This window comes from Rhodococcus yananensis (genome assembly GCF_020515525.1).
GTDB lineage: Bacteria > Actinomycetota > Actinomycetes > Mycobacteriales > Mycobacteriaceae > Rhodococcus > Rhodococcus yananensis.
The window spans coordinates 19264-41379 of sequence record NZ_JAIYEP010000037.1 but is presented as its reverse complement, the minus strand read 5'-3'; the positions used below and the strand labels follow the sequence as shown (position 1 = coordinate 41379).

Below are 22116 nucleotides of genomic sequence, written 5' to 3'. Positions count from 1 at the left end.
CGCGGCGACCGCCGACCGGACGTCTCGCCCACCGATCTGTGGCGGCTGGTCGCGGCCCTCGGCGGGCTGTGGTTGTCGGCCGACACCGTGCAGATCGTGCTGGAGGCCTCCGCGAGCGTCGGCGAGCCCGTCGGCGCGCTCGGCGCACGCCGGTTGGTCGACTATCTCGGCGGGGTGGGTACGGGACGGATCACGGCCGTCGCGTGGCTGTGTGTGGCGGCGTGCACGACGTTCGCGGCCGTCGCCCACCGCAGCGGCACCGACCGGTCCGCTGCGCCGGTGCTGGTGACCGCCGGCCTCGCGTTGATCGCGCGCCCCGTCACCGGCCACATGTCCCAGCAGCCGCTGGGGTCGCTGCTCGACGCCGCGCACGTCGTCGCCGCCGCCCTGTGGTTCGGCACGCTCGCCGCGCTCGCCGCGCTGCTGCGGTCGCGGGGCGCATGGGCGCGTCAGCTACCTCGGTATTCGACGCTGGCGTTGCGCTGTGTCGCGGTGGTCGCCGTGACCGGTGTCGTCGACGCGGCGGTGCGGCTCGGGTCGATGTCCGATCTCGTGACCACCGGCTACGGCCGCCTGGTCCTCACCAAGGCCGTGCTGCTGGCGGCGCTGCTGGGTCTCGCGCTGTGGTGGCGTCGCGGTTGGGTACCGGCTGCGGGCGCGCACCGTGTGAGAGCCGAGGTGTCGTTGCGCAACGCGGTGATCGAGGTGTGCGCGATGTCGGTGGTGTTCGGTGTCGCCGCTGCGCTCGCCACGAGCGCGTGACCACGACATCCGGGCTCACGGACGTCGGACCGTCGTCCCCCGGGTCCGCGGAGTGGCGCAGCCGTCCCGCACCCTGTATTGATGACTCCGGGATCGCTGCCTCCGGGTCGGAAGTCCCGTTGTCGGGATGTGCGGCGATACTCCCTCCGAAAGGCGTCATGCCATGGTGACATCTGCTCGATGCTCGAGGCGACGGTGACAGGGTGAGCCGCCCGGCTCTGCCGGTGAACACGGTGCGGACACGGTTGTCCGGTTACGGACGCCGATTTCATCCGATCGGACTCTCCGGTGCGCTGATGTTCTTCGCGTGGTCGATGACCCCGTCCTTGCTGCCTCGCGCCTGGTATCTGCAGGGTGTCGCCACCGGGATCGGTGTCGCCACCGGATACGGCATCGGATGCCTGCTGGCATGGGTGGTGCGTCGATGCGGAATCAGGCCGCAGTGGTCACCGCGGGCACGACGAATCGGTTGGTGGACACTCGCCGGCGCCGCGGTGATCGTCGTGCCCACCTTCCTGGTCCTGGGATCATGGTGGCAGCAGATCATCCGCGATCTCGTCGGCGTTCCTCACGCGTCGGGGTCGTTCTATCTTCTGGTCGTGCTGATCGCTGTCACCGTCGCGCTGCTGCTCGTCGCTGCCGGCCGGGGAGTCCGCACCGGAACGAACCGGCTCGCCCGGTTCGGTACCAGGTTCGTCCCGGTTCCGGTCGCGAGACTCTCCGCTGTCGTTCTCGCCCTGATGTTGGGTGTGTTCCTCGTCAACGGTGCCGTCTACCAGGTGTTGCTCGGCGTGGCGGAGCGATCCGCCGAGACCGCGGACGGGGGTACCGCCGACGGCGTGACCGCGCCGGTGCTACCGGAACGGTCGGGTTCGCCGGAATCGGCCGAACCGTGGGACAGTCTGGGCCGTGAAGGTCGTACGTTCGTCGCCGGTGGCCCGACGGCGGATCAGATCGAATCGGTGACCGGCGAACCAGCCCTCACCCCGATCCGGGTGTATGCCGGGCGCGAATCGGCAGACACGATCGACGGTGTCGCGGAACGAGTCGTCGCAGAACTCGAACGGACGCATGCCTTCGACCGCGAAGCCCTCGCGGTGGTCACGACCACCGGCCGGGGCTGGGTCAACAGCAACGTGGCAGGCGCCTTCGAATACGTCAACGGTGGTGATTCGGCGATCGCCGGAATGCAGTACTCGTTCCTGCCCAGTCCGCTGTCGTTCATCGCGGACCGGGAGACCCCGCAGGAGGCCGGGCAGGCGCTGTTCGAGGCGGTCCACCGGGCCTGGTCGGCACGACCGGAATCGCAGCGCCCGAAACTCGTCGTCTTCGGTGAGAGCCTCGGCTCGTACGGAGGCCAGGCGGCGTTCGCATCGGGAGCGGACATCGTCGCGCGGACCGACGGCGCATTGCTCGTGGGCACACCGAACTTCGCGCAGCCGTGGGGACGGATAACCGCGGATCGTGACCCCGGATCGCCGGAGCGCCTTCCCGTGGTCGACGAGGGCCGCAACATCCGGTTCGCGTCACGTCCGGACGACGTCGACCTGCCCGGCACATGGGAGTTCCCCCGCGTCGTGTTCTGGCAGCACGCCAGCGATCCGATCACCTGGTGGTCGTTCGACCTGCTTCTGCGCGAACCCGATTGGTTGCGCGAACCGCTCGGGCCGGATGTGGATCCGGGAATGCGGTGGATCCCGTTCGTCACGTTCTGGCAGGTGACCTTGGACATGGTCTTCTCCGCGGACGTGCCGGCCGGATTCGGGCACTCGTTCGGGCCGGAGGCCGCCGACCTGTGGGTGGACATCCTCGCGCCCGAACAGTGGGACGAGACCAGCACGGTACGTGTGCGGGACGCCCTCACGGGCATCGGTCCGCAGGACTGACGGGGGCTGTCGATCCTGCATACCCGACGGCGCGACGCAGGTCTCGGACGAGGGAGTCGAAGGCATCGTCCCGATTCGTCCACGCCCGCAGCACCGCGGACGGGTGGATCGTGACGATCACCGCCGGATCACCTGCAACGTGCAGCCATTCGGGTAGACGCAGGATCGTGCCGCGCCGACCTGCGACACGCACATCCGCGCCCAGAAGACTGTGGGCAGCGGTCGCGCCGAGGCACACCACGACGCGCGGGCGCACCACCGCGAGTTCGGCGAGCAGCCACGGCCGGCAGGCCGTGATCTGGCTGCCGGACGGCTTCTTGCGGCTGCGGCGCCGTCCGGCCCGATCGAACCGGACGTGCTTCACGGCGGTGGTGCGGTACACGTCGTGGCGGTCGATTCCGGCGGCGGCGAGGGCGTCGTCGAGGAGTCGTCCGGCGTGCCCGGCGAACGGTTCGGCGAACCCTGCCCACGACTCCGCGTCGAGATCGTCGTCGCCCGGTTGATCACCGACGAGAAGGATCCGTGCCGACGTCGGTCCCGCGCCGAACACGGCCGGTTCGGCGGCCCGGTACAGATCGCATCCGCGGCAACCGGCGACGGCCGTCGCCAACGACACGATGTCGCGGGTATCGGGCAGGTGGTTCTGCGCACCGGGATGGACGACCATGACACCAGTATCACGCCCCCCGCTCTCGGGCCGATCCGCACGACCGGTCACGTCCGCGGCACGGGACGAACCCGCAGTGCCCCCAGGCCGATCGCGAGCAGGACCGCGGTGATCGACCCCGCCGCCATGATCGATGCCAGCACCACCACCTGGAACCGACCCGCCTCCACCGGCGGCAGACCACCGAAGATCGCGCCGACGAACGCACCCGGCAAAGTGACCAGGCCCGTGGTGCGGGTCTGGTCGAGCGACGGGATCAGCGCGGCGCGTACCGCGAGCCGCGCATGGTCGAGGGTGGCGCGGCGCATCGTGGCGCCCAGCGCGAGCCACCCCTCGACCTCGAGCCAGCGGTCGTCGACGATCTCGGTGAACCGCCGACCGGTCAGCCCGGCGACGGTCATGGCACCGCCGATGACGATGCCGCCGAGCGCCAGCGCGTAGCGCGGGGTGAGCGCGACGGCACCGGTCGCGAACACGACACCGAGCGCCACGGCGACGCCCGCGAACATCGCGGCGGCAACCGTGACGAGGGTGCGACGATCAGGACCGACGCGCCGCGCGGCCGTCCACGCGGCGACCGCGAACATGACGACGAGGACGACCCCGACCCACCGGGCATCCGAGATGACACCGGTGAGCACGACACTGATCAGTGCGAGTTGGAGGGCTCCGCGGGCGATCGCGGTGACGGCGGCGAAGCGGTGCGGCACCCCGAACAGCCACGGCACGGTGGTGGCGATGCCGGCGAGGGCGACGACCCCGACCGCGGTGCGGGCGAGGTCGATCCCTTCGAGGTTCATCGACCGGTGATCCTAGCGGCGTCGGCGCCGGGCGCGCCCCGAGTCGTCCGGTTCCGATACCCGGCACACACACGGGGTTTATCTATTACCCATCGTTACGGTAATCTCCGCCACATGCGTCCATCCACTCGTTCGCGAAGCACCACCGATGCACCGGCACCGGACGGCACCGAACCCGCGTCGGTGATGCTCCAGGCCCGCGACGTCACCTTCGACTGGTCGTCGCTGCCGGCCCACTGGATCCCCGGCGACCCGTTCAGCACACACGTGCTCAACGTCCTGCACCTGCTGCTGCCGGCCGGCGAGGAATGGTTCGTCGACGTCTTCACCGAAGCACTACCGCTGATCCACGACGAGTCGCTGCGCGAGGACGTCGTCGGGTTCATCGGCCAGGAAGCGGTGCACTCGCACGCCCACCAGGGCGTACTCGACCACCTCCGGGAACGCGGACTCGACCCGACACCGTTCACCGACCAGATGCACTGGATGTTCGGGCGACTCCTCGGGCCCCGCCCGCTGACCGGTCTGCGCGCCGAGAATTACCTCGTCGAACGCCTCGCGGTCATCGCCGCGATCGAACACGTCACCGCGTTCCTCGGCGACTGGGTACTCGGCGCCGACGGCCTCGACCGCGCCGGAACCGACCCCGTGATGCTCGACCTGCTGCGCTGGCACGGCGCCGAGGAAGTCGAACACCGCAGCGTCGCATACGACGTGCTGCGCTACTTCGATCCGGGCGAGACCCGGCGCATCCGCACCCAGCTGCTCGTCGCCCCTGTCCTGCTGTGGCTGTGGATCCGGGGCGCCCGATTCCTGATGGCCACCGACCCCGAGCTCGCGCACGCTCCCGCATCGGCCCGCAGGCCGCACATGTCGGACTGGCTCGCCGCGAGTCGACGCGGCACCATGCCCGGCCCCGTCGGCATCGCCCGTCGCATGTCGCGCTACTTCCGCCGCTCGTACCATCCGAGTCAGGAGGGCTCGACCGCCCAGGCCGTGCACTATCTCGCCACGTCCCCCGCCGCGCTCGGAGCGCTCCGATGACCACCGCGACACCTGCCGATCTGCGCGGTCACGACCGTCGCGACCGCGCCATGGGGCTCCTGCGCGGCGTCGTCGACCGGTACATCGGGGTGGTCGGCGCCCTCGGCTACGACGGCGCGGCCGGGTCGACGGATCCCGGTCCGCGCGCGCTCGTCGTCGCCGAGCGCCTCGTCGTCGCCGACGACGAGGACGTCGTGCAGCTGACGCTACGGGCGCCCGGCGGCGGACCGCTTCCCGCCTGGCACGCGGGCTGCCACATCGACGTGCACCTGCCCTCGGGGCGGCGACGCCAGTACTCGCTGTGCGGAGACACCGCCGACCGGAGCTCCTACGTGATCGCGGTCCGCCGCATCCCGGAGGGAGGCGGCGGATCGCTCGAGATGCACGCACTCTCCGTGGGCGACCGGGTGGACGTCCGCGGTCCACGCAACGGCTTTCCGTTCGTCGCGCGCGGTTCGGCGCTGTTCGTCGCCGGCGGCATCGGCATCACCCCGATCCTGTCGATGATCCGCACGGCGGAGCATGTCGGCATGCAGTGGCATCTGCTGTACTCGGGACGTACACGGGCCGCGATGCCGTACGTCGACGAGATCGAGAGTCGTTTTCCGGGGCGGGTCTGTGTCCGCACCGACGACGAGCAGGGAATCCCCACCGCCGCGGATCTGCTCGCCGGTGCACCCGCGGGCGGCGCCGTCTACTGCTGCGGACCCGCACCGATGCTCGAGGCGGTGCGCACCGGTTTCGACACGACCCCCGCGACGGCTCTGCACCTCGAACGGTTCGGTGCCCCGCCGATCACGGACGGACGCGAATTCGAGGTGCAATCCGCGCGCACCGGCGAGGTGTTCACCGTTGCCGCAGACGAATCCGCGCTCGACGTGCTCCGGCAACACCGGCCCGATCTCGCGTACTCGTGTCGGCAGGGATTCTGTGGAACGTGCCGGGTGCGGGTGGTGTCCGGCACCCCCGACCACCGCGACAGCCGCCTCTCCGACGTCGACCGCGCCGACGGGATGCTCGTGTGCGTCTCACGTGCCGACGGCGGACGACTCGTCCTCGACCTCTGAACTCCGACGTCCGAGATCCGGGCACCGAAAGGGAAAGCCGTTGTCCACCACAAGTATCGTCACCCGAGGATCCGTCGACCTGCACGTCGTCGAGGAGGGCGACCCGGACGGGCCGGTCCTCGTGCTCGTGCACGGCTGGCCCGACACACACACCCTGTGGGATCGCGTGGTCCCGCACCTGGCCGACGAGTTCCGCATCGTCCGGTTCGACAACCGCGGCGCAGGTGCGTCGACGGTGCCGCGCGCCGTCTCCGATTTCCGGCTCGAGCACTTGGCCGCGGACCTGTTCGCGGTGATCGACGCCGTGAGCCCGGACGCTCCGGTGCACGTGCTGGCCCACGACTGGGGTGCGGTGCTGTCGTGGGAGGCGGTGTGCGAGACGCGGGCCGCGGGCCGGATCGCGTCGTACACGTCGGTGTCCGGGCCGAACCTGGACCATCTGGGCACGTGGATGCGAGAGCGTGTCACCGCGCTGCGCCCCGCCGGTCCGCTGGAGCAGGCGGTCGCCTCGTCGTACACGGTGTTGTTCCAGATCCCGGGCCTGCCCGTCCCCGCGTTGCGCTGGTGGTTCGCGCGGCACTGGCCCGGATTCGTCGGGTTCTTCGACCGTGCCGATCCGGCCGCGATCGCGCCGGTCGCACCGACCCTCGCCGACGACATGGTCAACGGGCTGAAGCTCTACCGGGCGAACATCCGGCGCCGACTGTTTCGGCCGCGGGAACGACACACCACGGTTCCGGTGCAACTCGTCCAGAACCTGCGCGACAAGGCGGTGCGTCCGGTCGGGTACGAGGACACCTACCGTTGGGTGAGCGACCTGCGGCGCGTGCCCCTCGATGCGGGTCATTGGTCGCCGCGGACGCATCCCGCGGAACTGGCGGAGGCCACGGCGCGGTTCGTGCGCGACGTCGAGGCGAAGAAGAGCCCCTCGCCACACAGATAATTAAGCGCTAAGATAAATCGCACCGTGCCCCGACCACAGGAGCGATCACGATGTCACCGACCTGTCGCTGCGCGAGGAAGCGAACCGCCAGTTCGAGAGGTTGTTCGCCGAACCACGCCCCGCCCGTACGTTCGTCGAGGTGAGCGCGCTCCCCTACGGCGCGACCGTCGAGATCGACGCCGTCGCCGCAGCCTCCCACTGAGACCCGGCACTCCCGCGCGCCCCGCGCAGGCCGTATCGTTGTCAATGCCTTGGCGCTCAACAACCGAGCGTGGACATTTCCGACACGAGGAGGCCGCGTGGGGCGCGACAGGGTTCCCGACCGTGACGCCGTCGACGACATCGTCGACCAGTGGACCCGCGAATGGCCGGGTCTGGACGTCACACCCCTCGAGGTGCTCGGACGCCTCCACCGCACATATCTGCGCTATCAGAGCGCCGTCGGCCGCGTCTTCGACGAGTACGGCATCAACATGGCGTCGTTCGACGTCCTCGCCGCGCTCCGGCGGTCCGGCGAGCCGTACCGGATGACGTCGGGTCAGCTCGCCGAGAGCTCCCTCGTGACCACCGGCGGCATCACACTGCGCATCGACCGGTTGGAGAAGGCCGGGCTCGTGCGCCGCGAACGCGACGCCGAGGACCGTCGTATCGTCCACGCCGAACTCACCGACGCCGGAAAGAAACTCATCGACGACGTCACCCTCGCGCACTTCGAGAACGAGACCCGCATGCTCGCGGAGCTGTCGCCCGACGACCAGTCCGACCTCGTGCACCTGTTGCGCAAGCTCGAACATTCGCTCACTCGACACCGGGGCGAGTGAAGGCACACAGCGAAGACGGAGGAGTCCGTGCGATGAGAGCACCCACCCGATACGGATCGATCGCGTTCTCGGCCGCCACCGTCGGTCGCCAGACCGCGGCCGGCAGCATCCACCGATTCGGCCCCCTCATGGCGGACGGCGACGACATCGGTCCCGTCGACGAACTCGACGGCCGCTTCACGGACCTGATCCGTTCGACGGATTCGTTCTTCATCGCCACCGTGACACCATCCGGCTGGCCGTACATCCAACATCGCGGTGGGCCACCGGGTTTCGTTCACGTACTCGACACCTCGACGATCGCGTGGGCGGACCTTCCCGGCAATCGCCAGTTGGTGACCACAGCCAACCTCGACGTCGACGACCGGGTCGCGCTGTTCTTCCTCGACCACCTCACCCGCACCAGACTCAAGGTGTTCGGGCGGGCCCGCGTCGCCGAACGCACCGACGAACCCGATCTCGTCGAGCAGCTGTCGACGGTCGGCGGAGTTCCCCTCCGCGCGCGCTGCGAACGCGCCCTCGTCGTACGCGTGGAAGCGTTCGATTCCAACTGTCGGGGATCCATTCCGGTGAAGTACGACGCCGCACGGACCGAGGAGCGGATCCGGCTGATGCGGGAGGCGTTCACCGACGAGATCGACGAACTGCGCGCCCGGAATCGGGAACTGGAGGCGGAGATCGCACGGCTGAGGTCCCCGAACGCGTAGCCGCCACCGCTATCCGGCCATCTCCTTCGCCAGCTCGTCGGCGCGGGCCCGGTACAGACGCCGCAACCGCATGACGCCGAGGTCGTGCTGGTCGAAGCCGTCGAGGAAGGTGACGGCGCCGACGGCGACGCGCGCCTCGATGTGCCACCGGGCTCATCGGACACCGTCACGTCCCTCCCTCCACTCGACACCTACACGCGGCGGTCGGAGTCGGGAACCCGGAAGCCCCGGAAGGTGACCTCGCGACGCACCCGGAACCCGAGTCGCGCATACAACTCGATCGCCCCCACATTGTCGTGCACGACATGCAGGAAGGGGTGGTCTCCACGATCCGAGATCCGATCGACCAACGCCGCCACCAGATGCGCGGCATACCCTCGACCGCGCGCCTCGGGCGCCGTGCACACCGCACTGATCTCCGTCCACCCCGGAGGACGCAACCGCTCCCCCGCCATCGCCACCAACTCACCTCCGCGACGAACCCCCAGATACAGACCCATATCGGGAGTACGCGACCAGAACGGTCCGGGGCGGGTGCGGCCGGCCAGATCGAGCATCTCACCGCGATCGGCGTCGCCGAGTTCGACCAGTTCGGCGCCGTCGAGGAGATCCGGAACCACCCGCCGGTCGACACGCGCGGGCCCGAGCAGTTGCAGACCGTCGACAGCGAAGACGGTCTCCCAGTGCGCCGGCGGCAGCACCGGACAGTCGAACATGTCGGCGAAACCACCGGGGCCGAGGAGCCGCGCGACATCCGCCCAGTCGTCGGACCCCGACGGCATCAACATGTCGGACCCCGACGGCATCAACATGTCGGACCCCGACGGCATCAACATGTCGGACCCCGACGGCGGCGCCACAGCACAGAACGTGGACACATCCGCGAGGTACGCCCGCGCACCACCGACCCGGCGCGCCAGGCGAGCGTGAGCCCCCTCGAGCGAAGCCCACACGGGGTGGTCCAGTACCGAGATCGAGCCGGAATCGGGGCAGGCGGAGGACGACATACCCGCGAGCCTCTCACGCCACCCACCCGGGATCACCACCGAGAACACCGTTTACAGTACTGAATAATTGCACTACTGTAAAAATCTGTGACCTCAGGGATCCGACCGAATTCCCCGCCACAACAGGTGGACCCCGACACCCCCGGTATCTCGCATCGGGAACGCAAACGCGCCCGGACGTGGACCGCGATCCACCTGGCCGCCGCGAACGCCGCGGCGACCCACGAACGACTCGCCGACGTCACCGTCGAATCGGTCGCAGAGGACGCCGGCGTGTCGCCACGCACCTTCTTCAACTATTTCCGTTCGAAGGAGGACGCCATCCTCGGGTTGCGTCCCGCAGTCGTCGACGAGGCCCTCGCCGCGTCGTTCACCGTCGCACCGGACGACGACCTCGTCGAGAAGGTCGCCTTCCTGCTGCTCGAGGTGTATCGCACCGTCAACGGTTCACAGATCCCGCACCCCCTGCACGACGAGCTGATGGACCGGCACCCCGAATTGGCACGACGACGAGTCCGGTACATCGACGACGTCCAGACGCTGACCGTCGGCATCGCGGCCTCGGCCCTGTCGGAATCCCCGTGGTGGACGAGCACCCGGCCCGCGCGGTCTGCGGACGACACCGCGGTCCTCCTCGTCGCGGTCGCCGGGGCGATCCTCCGCACCGCGATGCGCCCCGTCGTCACACGGGCCGGCGTCACCGAGTCGGACGCCGCGGACGCACTGCGCGCCGCGTGTTCACTGTTCCGAGAGGTCACGCATCCATGACCGCGCACGTGCAGAAGCCGTCCGACGTCACCGGGACGGATATCACGCCGGAATCCGCGGATACGACGCAACCACCCCGCGTGACGCTGATCTTCGTCGCCCTGATGCTCGCGATGCTCGCCGCGTCGCTGAGCCAGACCGTTCTCAACCCGGCGCTGCCGACGATCGTCGGCGAGTTGAACGGCGTCGACATGATGCTGTGGGTCATCACCGCATACATCCTCGCGTCGACGATCATGATGCCGATCTACGGCAAACTCAGCGACCTGTTCGGCAGGAAACCCCTTCTGATCACAGCGATCTCGGTGTTCGTCGCGGGTTCGGTGGTGAGCGCGACCGCCGGGAGCATCACCTGGCTCATCGTCGGCCGGGCCATCCAGGGTCTCGGCGGTGGCGGACTGATGATCCTGTCGCAGGCGACCATCGCCGACGTCATCCCGGCGCGCCAGCGCGGCAAGTACATGGGTGTGATGACGAGCGTGTTCGCGTTGTCGTCGGTGAGCGGGCCGCTGTTGGGCGGGTGGTTCACCGAGGGCCCGGGCTGGCGCTGGGCGTTCTGGATCAACCTGCCCATCGGCGGTCTCGCGCTGCTCGGCGCCGTGTTCTTCCTGCGACTGCCCCGCAGACACGGCGCGCGCCCACCGATCGACGTCGCCGGGATGGCCGTGCTGTCGGCCGCGACCACGCTGCTCGTGCTCGTCGGCACCCTCGGCGGGTTGCACTACGGATGGACGTCGCCGACCATCCTCGGCATGATCGCGGCGACCGTCGTCGCGGTCGTGCTGTTCGTGTGGATCGAGCGGCACGCCGCCGAACCCGTCCTGCCGCTGCACCTGTTCCGCGACCGCAACTTCGACCTGTGCACGCTCGCCGGTCTGCTGATCAGTATCGCTCTGTTCGGCGTCGCGGCATACATGCCCACCTACCTGCAGATGGTCGCGGGCAAGAGCGCCACCGCAGCCGGTCTCCTGATGCTGCCGATGATGGGCTCGCTGTTCGTGACATCGACGCTGTCGGGTCGCTGGGTGACCCGCACCGGTCGCTACAAGATGCTGCCCATCGTCGGCTCGATCCTCGTCGCGATCGGCATGACGTTGCTGTCGTCGCTGACGGTCGACACACCGATCTGGGTGCTCGGCTGCTACCTGGCGGTGCACGGCATCGGGCTCGGCCTGTCGATGCAGTTGCTCGTGCTGGTCGTGCAGAACTCGTTCCCCATCGACGAGGTGGGCACCGCGACGGCCGGAAACAACTACTTCCGGCAGATCGGTGCGACACTCGGCTCCGGCGTGGTCGGCAGTGTGTTCACCGCGCGCCTCGCGATGCTCGTCACCGAGCGCGTTCCGTCCGACGCGATTCCGGGGTCGAGCCCCAATTCACTGACCCCCGACGCAGTGCACGCCCTGGACGACGCCGCACGGATTCCGTTGCTGGAGTCGTACAACGACGCGCTCACCCCGATCTATCTGGTGATCGCCCCACTCGCGGTGGTCGCGGCGATCGCACTGTGCTTCGTCGTCGAGAAACCACTCGCGACGACGCTGGACGACAAGGCCGTCCCCGAGCCGTGAGCACCCCACCCCCGGTGTGAGCGAATGTATCGCTCACTCTCATCAATAGAGCGAGCGATACATTCGCTCAGCCGCCCCCGAAGGGGGTCGGGGTCACCGACCCGGCAGCCAGCGCATCGCCGCGATGAACGGTGCGAGCGCCTTCGCCCACACCTTCTTCGGCAGGCCGCGCGGGCCGTCGAGGTTGAGCACCCGCGTCACCGCGACCGTCTGTGCCTCCGTGTACTTGAGCAGACCGTCGGGTCCGTGCCTGCGTCCGACACCCGAGATACCCACACCGCCCATCGGGGCGGCGGTGCTGCCCCACGCCGGCGCGTAACCCTCGTCGACGTTGACCGTGCCCGTGCGGATCTGCACGGCGATCTCCTCGCCCTGCTTCTTCGTCGCCGCCCACACCGATGCGTTGAGCCCGTACTCGGTGTCGTTGGCGCGACGGATCGCCTCGTCGACGTCGTCGACGGGATACACCGACACGAGCGGGCCGAACGTCTCGTCGGCGAAGCAGTCGGCGTCCTCGGGAACATCGGTGAGCACGGTCGGTTCGAAGAACAGCGGGCCGAGATCGGGGCGGGGCTTGCCGCCGGCGACGACGGTGGCACCCTTCGACACGGCATCGGCGACATGCTTCGAGACGGTCTCGACCTGGGTCTCGTTGACGAGCGAACCCATCTCGACGTCGAAGTCGTAGCTCGCACCGAGCGCGACCTTGCGAACCCGGTCACCGAACATACGCAGGAATTCAGGTGCGATCGACCGTTCCACGTAGATCCGCTCGATGGAGATGCACAGTTGACCGGAGTTCGAGAAGCACGCGCGCATCGCGGCGTCGGTGACCTCGCGCAGGTTCGCACCCTCGGTGACGATCATGGGGTTCTTGCCGCCGAGTTCGGCGGAGAACCCGATCAGTCGGCGACCGGCCTGTTCCGCGAGGATCCGTCCGGTCTGCGACGACCCCGTGAACATCAGGTAGTCGGTGTTCTCGACGAGCGCGGTGCCCACGACCGAACCCGGCCCGGGGACGACCGCGAACACGTCGCGCGGCAGCCCCGCCTCGTACAGCAGCTCGGCGACGGCCAGCGCACAGTACGGTGTCTGACTGTCCGGCTTGAGGACGACGGCGTTGCCCGCGAGCATCGCCGGGATCGCGTCCGACACGGCGAGCGTCATCGGGTAGTTCCACGGTGAGATGACGCCCACGACCCCCTTGGGATGGTGGTGGACGGTGGTCTTCGTGAGCATCGGCAGCATCCCGGTCGCGCGTCGGGGACGCAGCAGCCCGGCGGCGGTACGCGCGTAGTAGCGCGAGGTCATCGCGATGTCGAGGACCTCCTCCTGCGCCGACGACCTCGACTTCCCGGTCTCGGCCTGCGCCATGTCCATCAGCTCGTCGCGGCGGGCGAGTACGAGGTCGTGGTAGCGCAGGAAGATCCGGGCACGGTCCTCGATCGGGGTGCGCGCCCACGCGACCTGCGCCCGGCGGGCCCGGTCGATCGCGGCGCGCGCGTCGTCGGCGGTGCCGATCGGCACGGTCGAGAGTTCGCGACCGCTGAAGGCCTCGACGACGGCACGGGTCGGGCGGTCGGACGCGTCGTCGATCGCGATGAGATCGGCGAGCCTCGCGAACGTCGCAGTGCTCGGAGCAGGCATGTCACACCCCTACCGGTGAGTAGTTCTCGGAGTTACACCAAACTACCGCGCGAACATGGTCCGTGTCACAGTCCCTGCGTGCGGGGCGGCCCCGGAGCCGGGATCAGACCCCCGCGTAGAAGGCCACCGTCCGATCGGCGCGGGCACCCGCCGTCGCGGCGTCGGTGCCGCCGGCGACGTCGGCGTCGCGCCATCCGTTGCCCGCGTCGGCGACGAAGGCCCGACCGGACGGGCCCGTCGCCCATTCCTGGAACTCGGCCGGATCCACCGCTGCGCCCGTGTCGAGGTGCAGTCCGAGTCCGAGAAGTGCTTGGTCCCAGCCGATTCCGGCGGCCCCCGGACCGTACTGTTCCCAATGGTCGTCGACGTGGGCGATGTGGGCCAGTTCGACGCGTGCACGGCCTCCGGGCTCGGGGATGACCGCCACTTCGATCCAGCTCGTGGCACCGCCGAATTCCCAGGTCGCGGTGAACGAACGCGGCGGGTCGCACGTGAGGATCTCTCCGTCGGCGTTGCCCTCGAGCCGGTAGCGACCGCCGACCCGAAGATCTCCGGTGACGGGGAGGAACCAGCGCGGAATCCGTTCCGGGTCGGTGCAGGCGTCCCAGAGGTCGTCGGCGGTGGTCGGGTAGCTCTGCGAGATCGTGACGACGGAGGCAACGCGCCCGTCGACGGTGCGACGTCCGACGATGCGGCGGACGGTCGCGGAGCGAGTGTCGGGTTCCTTCATGACGTTCTCCTGTTCTCCTCGGTGGCGGGCCCGCGGCTCTCGCGCCGGCGGCGTTCCCGCCGGCCACGTGCGATCTCGGTGGCGAGCGCATCGAACGCCGGCGCGGGCCTCGGACGCACCCGCGCCAGCCAGTTCTCCAGATCCGCGATCGGCGACGGATCGAGTGCGTACAGCCGACGATTACCGACAGGCACCACGGTCACGAATCGGTTGTCTCGCAATACTTTCAGGTGCTGCGACACAGCCGGCTGAGAGATCGCGAACTCGGCGCGCACCACGTCGACGACGTCGCCGGCGGTCCGGGAACCGTCGGCGAGCAGTTCGAGGATCCGGCGGCGTACCGGATCGGCGATCACTTCGAAGCCGTGCACGTCACCATCATATAAGCCATGTCTTATACAGGACTGACCATCGGCCCGGAAAAGTGTCGGAGATCTCGAGAGCTTCCGCATCTGCTGCTGAATATGATCGATACATCCGCATATGCCGATCAACGCAGCGCCGCACCGGCCATCTGCCGCACGAAAGGACACACCATCTCGATGCGCATCCGCCGTACCACGGCCCACGCCGTCCTCGCACTCACCGCGGCCGGCGTGCTCCTCGCCGGCTGCTCACCCGCGAGCACCGCCGAGCAGCCGGACACCACCGACACGAGCACGGTCGACGCGACCGCACCGGTGACGGAGCACCGTCCCGGCGAGGTCGCCGTCACCGGCGACATCCTCCGGCCGACCTCTCTCACCCTCGAATCACTGCGGTCCTATCCGATACGGACACAATCTGTTTCGTTCGATTCGAGCAGGGGAGCCCAGAATCACACCTACGACGGCGCCGCGCTGTTCGACATCGTGTCGGCCGCCGAACCCGCAGTCGACCCCGACACCCACAATCCGCTGCTCGCGTTCGCGATCGTCGCGAACGCCTCCGACGGGTACATCGGCACGCTCTCGTGGGGTGAGATCTCCCCCGACTTCGCGGGTACCCCGGTCCTCGTCGCGTACACGGAAGACGGAACTCCCCTCGAACAGCCGCGGCTCGTCGTCCCCGGTGACGTCAAGGGTGGCCGCTACGTCAGTGATCTGACGGAACTGCGGATCGTCGACCTCGCACCCGAGTGAGCGGGACCGAAGTCCGCTCCTCGATGGGTCCGACGACGTCGAGGAAAGGGACTGCCACCTCGCCCTTCTCTTCCTAGACTGAAGGGCATGACCCCCATGCGCGCTTCCGACGAAAAGGTCGACCACGCCAAGATCGAGAACCGAGCGCCGTCCGTGGCCCGACTGTTCATCGACCGCGTGACGCGGACACCCGACGCCGAGGCGTTCCGCTTCCCGGACGGGGCGGGCGGATGGACGAGCGTCACGTGGGAACAGACCGGCGACCGGGTACGACTGCTCGCCGCCGGCCTGCTCGCCCTCGGCCTGGACGTGGAGGATCGCGTCGCGTTGGCGTCGTCCACGCGGTACGAATGGGTGCTCGCCGATCTCGCGGTGATGTGCGCGGGCGGCGCCACCACCACCGTGTACCCCACGACCAACGCCCCCGACGTCGCCTTCATCGTCGAGAATTCCGGGAGCCGTGTCGTCATCGCCGAGGACGACACACAGGTCGCCAAACTCACCGAGCATCGGTCCGAACTCTCCGCCGTCGAGAAGGTCGTGGTGATCGACGGGCCGGGCGACGGCGACTGGGTCATCACGTTCGACGAACTCGAACAACTCGGACGGAAACTCCTGGACGACAACAGCAGTGTCGTCATGGATCGGATCCACCAGTTGGAACCGCACCACCTGGCGACCGTCATCTACACCTCGGGAACCACCGGTCGACCCAAGGGCGTGCGGTTGCCGCACTCCGCGTGGACGTACGAGGCGGCGGCCGTCGATTCCATCGGGCTCGTGGGCGCCGACGACCTGCAGTACCTGTGGCTTCCCCTGTCGCACGTGTTCGGCAAGGTGCTGCTGACCATCCCCATCCAGATCGGACACGCCACCGCCGTCGACGGGCGCGTCGACAAGATCGTCGATAACCTCGCCGTCGTGAAGCCGACGTTCATGGGCGCCGCGCCGCGCATCTTCGAGAAGGCACACGCGCGCGTCGAAGCGATGATGGAGGACGAGGGCGGCGCCAAGAAGAAGATCTTCGACTGGGCGATCGGGGTGGGGGTGCGCGTGTCGCAGGCCCAGCAGGAACACCGTTCCCCCGGCGTACTCGACTCGATCCAGCGGCAGCTCGCCGATCGGCTCGTGTTCTCGACGATCCGCGAACGCTTCGGCGGCAGGCTCCGGTTCTTCATCTCCGGCTCCGCCGCGCTCAACACCGACGTCGCGCAGTGGTTCGACGCCGTCGGCATCCCCGTCCTCGAAGGTTACGGACTCACCGAGACGTCCGCGGCGTCGGTCGTCAACCGTCCGTACGCCAATCGGATCGGGACGGTCGGCTGGCCGACACCCGGCACCGAGATCCGGATCGCCGAGGACGGTGAGGTGCTCATCAAGGGTCCGGGCGTGATGACCGGCTACCACAATCGGCCCGAGGCGACCGCCGAAGCACTCGAATCGGACGGCTGGTTCCACACCGGCGACATCGGCGACATCGACGCCGACGGCTTCCTGCGGATCACCGACCGCAAGAAGGACATGTTCAAGACGTCACAGGGCAAATACGTGGCGCCCGCGTCGATCGCGTCGATGTTCAAGGGGATCTCCCCGCAGTCCGCCGAGATCATCGTGCACGGCGAAGGCAAACCGTATTGCGTCGCGTTGGTCGCGCTGGACGCCGAGTCCACCACCGACTGGGCGCAGCACAACGGACTGGGCGGCCTGTCGTTCGCCGAGATCACCCGGCACGAACGCACCCACGACCTGATCTCGCGGCACATCGACGAACTCAACCTCCAGCTGAACCGCTGGGAGCAGATCAAGAAGTTCACGATCCTCGACCGCGAGTTGACGGTGGAACAGGGTGATCTGACGCCGAGCATGAAACTGCGACGCAAGGTGGTGGTGGACACCTTCGCCGACAGCATCGGCCGCCTCTACGAGTGAGGCCCTATTCTGAGGGCATGAGCAGCACGACGCCCGGCCCGGTCGAGAGAGTGTCCTACTTCTTCGGCCGGAGCCTGCCCGTCGAGATGCGCGACTGGGTTCGCGACGACATTCTCGGTCCGGGCGCGTCGCGCCGCTACCTCGTGCGGTGGATCACGCCGATCATCCCGTTCCTGATGCTGTTCCTGCTCATCCCCGGACCCGTGTGGATTCCACTGGCGATGATGCTGCTCCTGCTGCTGCCGCTGATCTATTTCGCGGTCGCACTCATGCCGATCTGGCAGCGTCACCGCCTCGAGCAGCACGGGATCGATCCCACCTTGCTGGGGGCGAAGGCGCGGGTCCGCGCCGAACGCGAGCGCCTCGACTACGAGCGCCGCTTCGGACGCGCCGTGTGACGCGGACACAGTCGTCCGGGCCGCGTCTGGCGACGCTCCTCGGACCGGCGTTCGTCGCCGCCGTCGCCTACGTCGACCCCGGCAACGTCGCCGCGAATCTCACCGCCGGAGCCCGGTACGGCTATCTGCTGCTGTGGGTGCTGGTGGTCGCCAACACGATGGCGATCCTCGTGCAGTACCTGTCGGCGAAACTCGGAGTCGTCACCGGCCGGTCGCTGCCGGAACTGCTCGGCGACCGGATGCGCACCCCGACGCGACGCGCATTCTGGGTGCAGGCGGAGGTCATGGCGATCGCCACGGACGTCGCCGAGGTCATCGGCGGTGCGCTCGCCCTGCACCTGCTGTTCGGACTGCCACTGTTCCTGGGTGGTCTCATCACCGGTGTCGTGTCGATGCTGATCCTGTCGGTGCACAACCGACGCGGTCAACGCACATTCGAGTTCGTGGTGGTGTCGATGCTGGCGATCATCACCGTCGGATTCCTGTGCGGATTGTTGTTCACCGACATCGCCGCGGGCGACGCCGCCGCAGGGCTCGTGCCACGGTTCGCCGGGGCCGACACCGTCCTGCTCGCCGCATCCATGCTCGGTGCGACGGTGATGCCGCACGCGATCTACCTGCATTCGGCGCTCGCCCGCGGCAGGCACGGTCGGGTGCCGCCCGGCCCGCATCTGGACCGGGTGATGCGGGCGACGCGCTGGGACGTCGCCGGTGGGCTCGCGGTCGCCGGCAGCGTCAACATCGGGATGCTGCTGCTCGCCGCGTCCGCGCTGCGCGACACCCCGGGGACCGACACCATCGAGGGCGCACACGCCGCGATCGCGGGTGCGCTCGGCCCGACCGTGGCCGGTGTGTTCGCCGTGGGGTTGCTCGCGTCCGGGTTGGCGTCGACCGCGGTCGGGTCGGCCGCGGGCGCGGAGATCATGGCGGGACTGCTGCACGTGCGGGTCCGCCCGTTCGTGCGTCGCGTGGTGGTGATGATCCCGGCGCTGATCCTGCTCGCCGTCGGAGTGGAACCGACGTTCGCGCTGGTGCTCAGTCAGGTGGTGCTGAGCATGTGCATCCCGTTCGCGATCGTGCCGCTGGTGCGGCTGACGTCCGATTCCGCGGTGATGGGCGCCCAACGCAACGCCACGGTGATCACGGTCGCGGCGTGGTCGACGGCCGCGCTCATCGTCGCCCTCAACATCGCCTTGGTGTGGTTGACGGTCACCGGGGCGGGCTGACTCAGGACAGCACCTCGATCAGCGTCGTCTCGGAATCGCCGGTCATGTACCGCTCGACACTGTCCAGGTGTCGGCGCCAGAATGTCTCGGCCGCGCCGGGTTCCCCGGATCGCAGCAGCTGTACGAGCTTGCGGTTGGCGCGCAGCGCGACGGCGGCACCCGGTCGCTCGGCCTCGGTGCGGGTGGACAGGAACAGCGCGTTGTGCGCCTCCATGATGTCGAGCAGCATGCTCGCGAGGATCGCCAGGGTCTCGTTGCCGCCGAGTTCCATGATCACCCGTGCCACCTCGGTGGTGTACGACGCGAAGGCACGCGGATCGTCGAACAATGCCTCGCCGCTCTCGACGACCTCGTGGAGACGGTCGACGCGGCCGTCGGGGTCGGCAGCGATCGACCCCACCGCCGCGACCTCGAGTTCGGTGCGGGCCCGATACACGTCGGCCAGCGCGACCCCCCGGTACTGCAGGAGCAGTCCCGTGTACCGGGCGGCGGTCGACCCGTCCGGTGCCTGCACCCGGGCACCACCGCGCGCACCGCGCAGCACGGTGATGACCCCTTCGGATTCGAGGATGCGGAAGGCCTCGCGCAGCGTCGGCCGCGACACCCCGAAGTGATCCATGAGCGCTGCCTCGTTGGGCAGCGGCTCGCCCGCTTCGAGCTCTCCCGTGATGATCTGACGACGCAGACTGGCGGCGATCAGTTCGCCGGCCTTGGGCACCCGAACGGTCGTCGAGCGGGCGTCGAGAGGCATGTCACCGTCCTGTATCGGTTCGATTCGAAATAAGGATACAAAGAATCTACCCGTTTCCGATTCGGACATTCACCCGGTCGACGGCACGGGTGGTGCTCGTCACCGCAGGTGAAAGAGCGGCCCGCCACGGCTTATCCTCTGCATCATGACCGACGCCATCGAATTCACCGCGACCGCCGACCTCGCCGACGAGATCGGACCCGACATCCGCAGCTGCGACACCCAGTTCATCCAGTTCGGTGGGCGCACCGAATTCGTCGGCCCGATCACCACCATCCGCTGCTTCCAGGACAATCTGCTGGTCAAGCAGACGCTGTCCGAGCCGGGCAACGGCGGTGTCCTGGTGGTGGACGGCGACGCGAGCATCCATACCGCCCTCGTGGGCGACATCATCGCCGGACGCGGCGTCGACAACGGCTGGTCCGGTGTGATCATCAACGGTGCCGTGCGCGACTCCGCAATCCTGCGCACCCTCGACATCGGCGTCAAAGCGCTGGGCACCAACCCGCGCAAGAGCACCCAGACCGGATCGGGCGAGAAGAACGTGCCGGTCGAGATCGGCGGGGTGACGTTCAACCCGGGCGAGATCGTCTACAGCGATCATGACGGCGTGGTAGTCCGCGCGGCAGACTGACCGTTCACGCGTCGCGGGCCACCCGCGCGCTCACTCCACCGATCTCGACGACATCACCGGTGTGCAACTGCCTGCCTCTGCGCACCTCGATCTCACCGTTGACCGAGACGAGACCGTCGGCGATCACCTCTTTGGCCTCGGCGCCGGATTCGATCAGGCTCGCCAGTTTCAGGAACTGGCCGAGCCTGATCGTGTCGTCACGGATGGGAACTTCGAACGCATCGGCCATGTTCGCCATTGTCACCCATCCCCCTCCACGCACACTGGACGGGTGAGTACCACCGAAGTCGTCTGGTTCCGCCGCGATCTGCGGCTGAGCGATCTGCCCACCCTGTCGAGCGCCGCCGACGCCGACCATGTGGTCGCGCTGTTCGTGCTCGACGACACGTTCGCTGCCACCGGGCCCCGCCACACTTTTCTGCTGCGCTGTCTGCGCGCTCTCGACGACGACCTCGGCGGGCGGTTGCTGGTCGCCCACGGCGACCCCGCCACCGTGGTACCGAAGATCGCCCGCGAGTTCGATGCGGGTGCCGTGCACATCAGTGCCGATCACGCGCCGTACGGGTCGCGCCGCGACCGAGCGGTCGAGACCGCGCTCGGTGAGGTGCCGCTGGTCCGGACCGGCTCGCCCTACGCCGTCTCACCCGGTCGCGTCCTCAAGAACGACGGCACACCGTATCGGGTGTTCACCCCGTTCCGGCGCGCCTGGCTCGACCACGGGTGGCGGTCCCCCGCGACCACCGACGTCTCCACCGTGTCGTGGCTGGATCCGGACGGGACGGACCTGCGCGTCGACATCCCGGACGACGACACCGACATCATGCTGCCCCCGGCCGGTGAGCAGGCTGCACTGCGTCGCTGGCGGGAGTTCCGCGACGACGAGCTCGAAAGATACGACACCGACCGCGACCGGCCCGATCTCGACGGCACGAGCCGACTGTCCGCCGCCCTCAAATTCGGGTGCCTGCACCCGCGCACCCTGCTCCACGATCTGCGCGGCCGTTCGGACCCCGGCGCCGTGACCTTCCGCAGCGAACTGTGCTGGCGCGACTTCTACGCCGACGTCCTCCACCACCGCCCCGACACCGCATACCGCAACTACAACCCCCGGTTCGAGAGCATCCGCTACGACACAGGACCGGACGCCGAGCGTGCCTTCGCCACGTGGCAGCAGGGCCGCACCGGATTCCCGATCGTCGACGCAGGAATGCGGCAACTACTCGCCGAAGGCTGGATACACAATCGGCTCCGGATGATCGTCGCGTCGTTCCTCACCAAGGATCTGCACCTGCCGTGGTGGTGGGGCGCGAAGCACTTCATGACACACCTCGTGGACGGCGATCTCGCATCCAACCAGCACGGATGGCAGTGGACGGCCGGCTGCGGCACCGATGCCGCACCCTATTTCCGCGTCTTCAACCCGACCTCACAGGGCGAGAAGTTCGATCCGAAGGGTGACTACGTGCGCCGCTGGGTACCCGAGTTGGGCGACATCACGGGTAAAAGTGTCCATCGGCTGCCGGACGGCCCTCCGCCCGGATATCCCGAGCCGATGGTCGATCATGCCCACGAACGACAGGTGGCGTTGGCACGATACGGAGAGATCTCCGCCCGAGACTGAACCATCCGCCGAGCGA

23 protein-coding genes and 1 pseudogene are annotated in these 22116 nt (G+C 68.5%); 16 read left to right on the top strand and 8 right to left on the bottom strand.

What is annotated here, in order from left to right:
• A partial coding sequence (locus tag LDQ05_RS11175; RefSeq protein WP_226437030.1) for a CopD family protein occupies positions 1–762 on the top strand: 762 nt, incomplete at its 5' end.
• 224 nt (positions 763–986) lie between these two features.
• Positions 987–2648, top strand: a complete 1662-nt coding sequence (locus LDQ05_RS11170) for an alpha/beta hydrolase (RefSeq protein WP_372461080.1) — start codon at positions 987–989, stop codon at positions 2646–2648.
• Here the strand turns inward: LDQ05_RS11170 and LDQ05_RS11165 are convergent.
• Both LDQ05_RS11165 and LDQ05_RS11160 read right to left on the bottom strand, forming a co-directional pair.
• Complete coding sequence (locus LDQ05_RS11165; RefSeq protein ID WP_226437029.1) at positions 2623–3315, bottom strand: uracil-DNA glycosylase; 693 nt, start codon at positions 3313–3315, stop codon at positions 2623–2625. The genes LDQ05_RS11170 and LDQ05_RS11165 overlap by 26 nt on opposite strands.
• A 47-nt stretch (positions 3316–3362) precedes the next feature.
• Positions 3363–4115, bottom strand: a complete 753-nt coding sequence (locus LDQ05_RS11160) for an ABC transporter permease (protein ID WP_226437028.1) — start codon at positions 4113–4115, stop codon at positions 3363–3365.
• Positions 4116–4229: 114 nt separating this feature from the next.
• On the opposite strand from LDQ05_RS11160, the gene LDQ05_RS11155 reads away from it, so the two are divergent.
• The 6 genes and pseudogenes from LDQ05_RS11155 (at position 4230) to LDQ05_RS11130 (ending at position 8697) form a co-directional block, all read left to right on the top strand.
• Positions 4230–5159, top strand: a complete 930-nt coding sequence (locus LDQ05_RS11155; protein ID WP_372461079.1) for a metal-dependent hydrolase — start codon at positions 4230–4232, stop codon at positions 5157–5159.
• Positions 5156–6226 carry a PDR/VanB family oxidoreductase gene (locus LDQ05_RS11150; protein ID WP_226437027.1) on the top strand — a complete coding sequence of 357 codons (1071 nt, stop codon included), beginning with the start codon at positions 5156–5158 and terminating at the stop codon, positions 6224–6226. The genes LDQ05_RS11155 and LDQ05_RS11150 overlap by 4 nt, the downstream gene beginning before the upstream one ends.
• 40 nt (positions 6227–6266) lie before the next feature.
• The gene (locus LDQ05_RS11145) at positions 6267–7169 is read left to right on the top strand and encodes an alpha/beta fold hydrolase (protein ID WP_226437026.1); all 903 of its coding nucleotides are present in this window, start codon (positions 6267–6269) and stop codon (positions 7167–7169) included.
• A 52-nt stretch (positions 7170–7221) separates the two neighbouring features.
• A pseudogene (locus LDQ05_RS11140) lies at positions 7222–7371 on the top strand (RidA family protein); the annotation flags it as partial.
• A gap of 97 nt (positions 7372–7468) precedes the next feature.
• A complete protein-coding gene (locus LDQ05_RS11135) occupies positions 7469–7990 on the top strand; it encodes a MarR family winged helix-turn-helix transcriptional regulator (protein ID WP_226437025.1) in 522 nt (173 codons plus the stop codon).
• A 32-nt stretch (positions 7991–8022) separates the two neighbouring features.
• A complete protein-coding gene (locus LDQ05_RS11130) occupies positions 8023–8697 on the top strand; it encodes a pyridoxamine 5'-phosphate oxidase family protein (RefSeq protein ID WP_226437024.1) in 675 nt (224 codons plus the stop codon).
• Between the two features lie 191 nt (positions 8698–8888).
• Here LDQ05_RS11130 and LDQ05_RS11125 read toward each other — a convergent pair whose 3' ends face one another.
• The gene (locus LDQ05_RS11125) at positions 8889–9704 is read right to left on the bottom strand and encodes a GNAT family N-acetyltransferase (RefSeq protein ID WP_226437023.1); all 816 of its coding nucleotides are present in this window, start codon (positions 9702–9704) and stop codon (positions 8889–8891) included.
• 87 nt (positions 9705–9791) lie between these two features.
• Between LDQ05_RS11125 and LDQ05_RS11120 the strand changes: the two genes are divergently transcribed.
• Positions 9792–10472 (top strand): TetR/AcrR family transcriptional regulator, encoded by a 681-nt coding sequence (locus tag LDQ05_RS11120; RefSeq protein WP_226437022.1) that lies wholly within the window; start codon positions 9792–9794, stop codon positions 10470–10472.
• Positions 10469–12043: an MDR family MFS transporter gene (locus LDQ05_RS11115; protein WP_226437021.1), complete on the top strand. Its 1575-nt coding sequence runs from the start codon at positions 10469–10471 to the stop codon at positions 12041–12043. The genes LDQ05_RS11120 and LDQ05_RS11115 overlap by 4 nt, the downstream gene beginning before the upstream one ends.
• A gap of 93 nt (positions 12044–12136) precedes the next feature.
• Here LDQ05_RS11115 and LDQ05_RS11110 read toward each other — a convergent pair whose 3' ends face one another.
• The 3 genes from LDQ05_RS11110 to LDQ05_RS11100 form a co-directional block, all read right to left on the bottom strand.
• A complete protein-coding gene (locus LDQ05_RS11110) occupies positions 12137–13690 on the bottom strand; it encodes a succinic semialdehyde dehydrogenase (protein WP_226437020.1) in 1554 nt (517 codons plus the stop codon).
• A gap of 103 nt (positions 13691–13793) precedes the next feature.
• Entirely contained in the window at positions 13794–14420 is a 627-nt protein-coding gene (locus LDQ05_RS11105; protein WP_226437019.1) for an SRPBCC family protein, read from the bottom strand.
• Entirely contained in the window at positions 14417–14791 is a 375-nt protein-coding gene (locus LDQ05_RS11100; RefSeq protein ID WP_226437018.1) for an ArsR/SmtB family transcription factor, read from the bottom strand. Before LDQ05_RS11100 ends, LDQ05_RS11105 begins: the two co-directional genes overlap by 4 nt.
• Before the next feature lie 93 nt (positions 14792–14884).
• Here LDQ05_RS11100 and LDQ05_RS11095 point away from each other — a divergent pair, with 93 nt between their 5' ends.
• From LDQ05_RS11095 to LDQ05_RS11080, 4 genes are all read left to right on the top strand, one after another.
• Positions 14885–15541 carry a molybdopterin-binding protein gene (locus LDQ05_RS11095; protein ID WP_226437017.1) on the top strand — a complete coding sequence of 219 codons (657 nt, stop codon included), beginning with the start codon at positions 14885–14887 and terminating at the stop codon, positions 15539–15541.
• A gap of 87 nt (positions 15542–15628) precedes the next feature.
• Positions 15629–17470, top strand: coding sequence for an AMP-dependent synthetase/ligase (locus LDQ05_RS11090; RefSeq protein WP_226437016.1), 1842 nt, complete (start codon positions 15629–15631; stop codon positions 17468–17470).
• A 17-nt stretch (positions 17471–17487) separates the two neighbouring features.
• Positions 17488–17868, top strand: coding sequence for a DUF5313 family protein (locus LDQ05_RS11085; protein ID WP_226437015.1), 381 nt, complete (start codon positions 17488–17490; stop codon positions 17866–17868).
• The gene (locus LDQ05_RS11080) at positions 17865–19094 is read left to right on the top strand and encodes an Nramp family divalent metal transporter (RefSeq protein WP_226437014.1); all 1230 of its coding nucleotides are present in this window, start codon (positions 17865–17867) and stop codon (positions 19092–19094) included. Before LDQ05_RS11085 ends, LDQ05_RS11080 begins: the two co-directional genes overlap by 4 nt.
• Before the next feature lies 1 nt (position 19095).
• Here LDQ05_RS11080 and LDQ05_RS11075 read toward each other — a convergent pair whose 3' ends face one another.
• Positions 19096–19845 (bottom strand): FadR/GntR family transcriptional regulator, encoded by a 750-nt coding sequence (locus tag LDQ05_RS11075; protein WP_226437013.1) that lies wholly within the window; start codon positions 19843–19845, stop codon positions 19096–19098.
• A gap of 145 nt (positions 19846–19990) precedes the next feature.
• On the opposite strand from LDQ05_RS11075, the gene rraA reads away from it, so the two are divergent.
• On the top strand, positions 19991–20479 hold the full coding sequence (gene rraA / locus LDQ05_RS11070; RefSeq protein WP_226437012.1) for a ribonuclease E activity regulator RraA: 489 nt from the start codon (positions 19991–19993) through the stop codon (positions 20477–20479).
• Positions 20480–20483: 4 nt separating this feature from the next.
• Here rraA and LDQ05_RS11065 read toward each other — a convergent pair whose 3' ends face one another.
• Positions 20484–20717, bottom strand: coding sequence for an RNA-binding S4 domain-containing protein (locus tag LDQ05_RS11065; RefSeq protein ID WP_226437032.1), 234 nt, complete (start codon positions 20715–20717; stop codon positions 20484–20486).
• Positions 20718–20750: 33 nt separating this feature from the next.
• On the opposite strand from LDQ05_RS11065, the gene LDQ05_RS11060 reads away from it, so the two are divergent.
• Positions 20751–22100, top strand: coding sequence for a cryptochrome/photolyase family protein (locus LDQ05_RS11060; protein ID WP_226437011.1), 1350 nt, complete (start codon positions 20751–20753; stop codon positions 22098–22100).
• Positions 22101–22116: the final 16 nt, after the last annotated feature.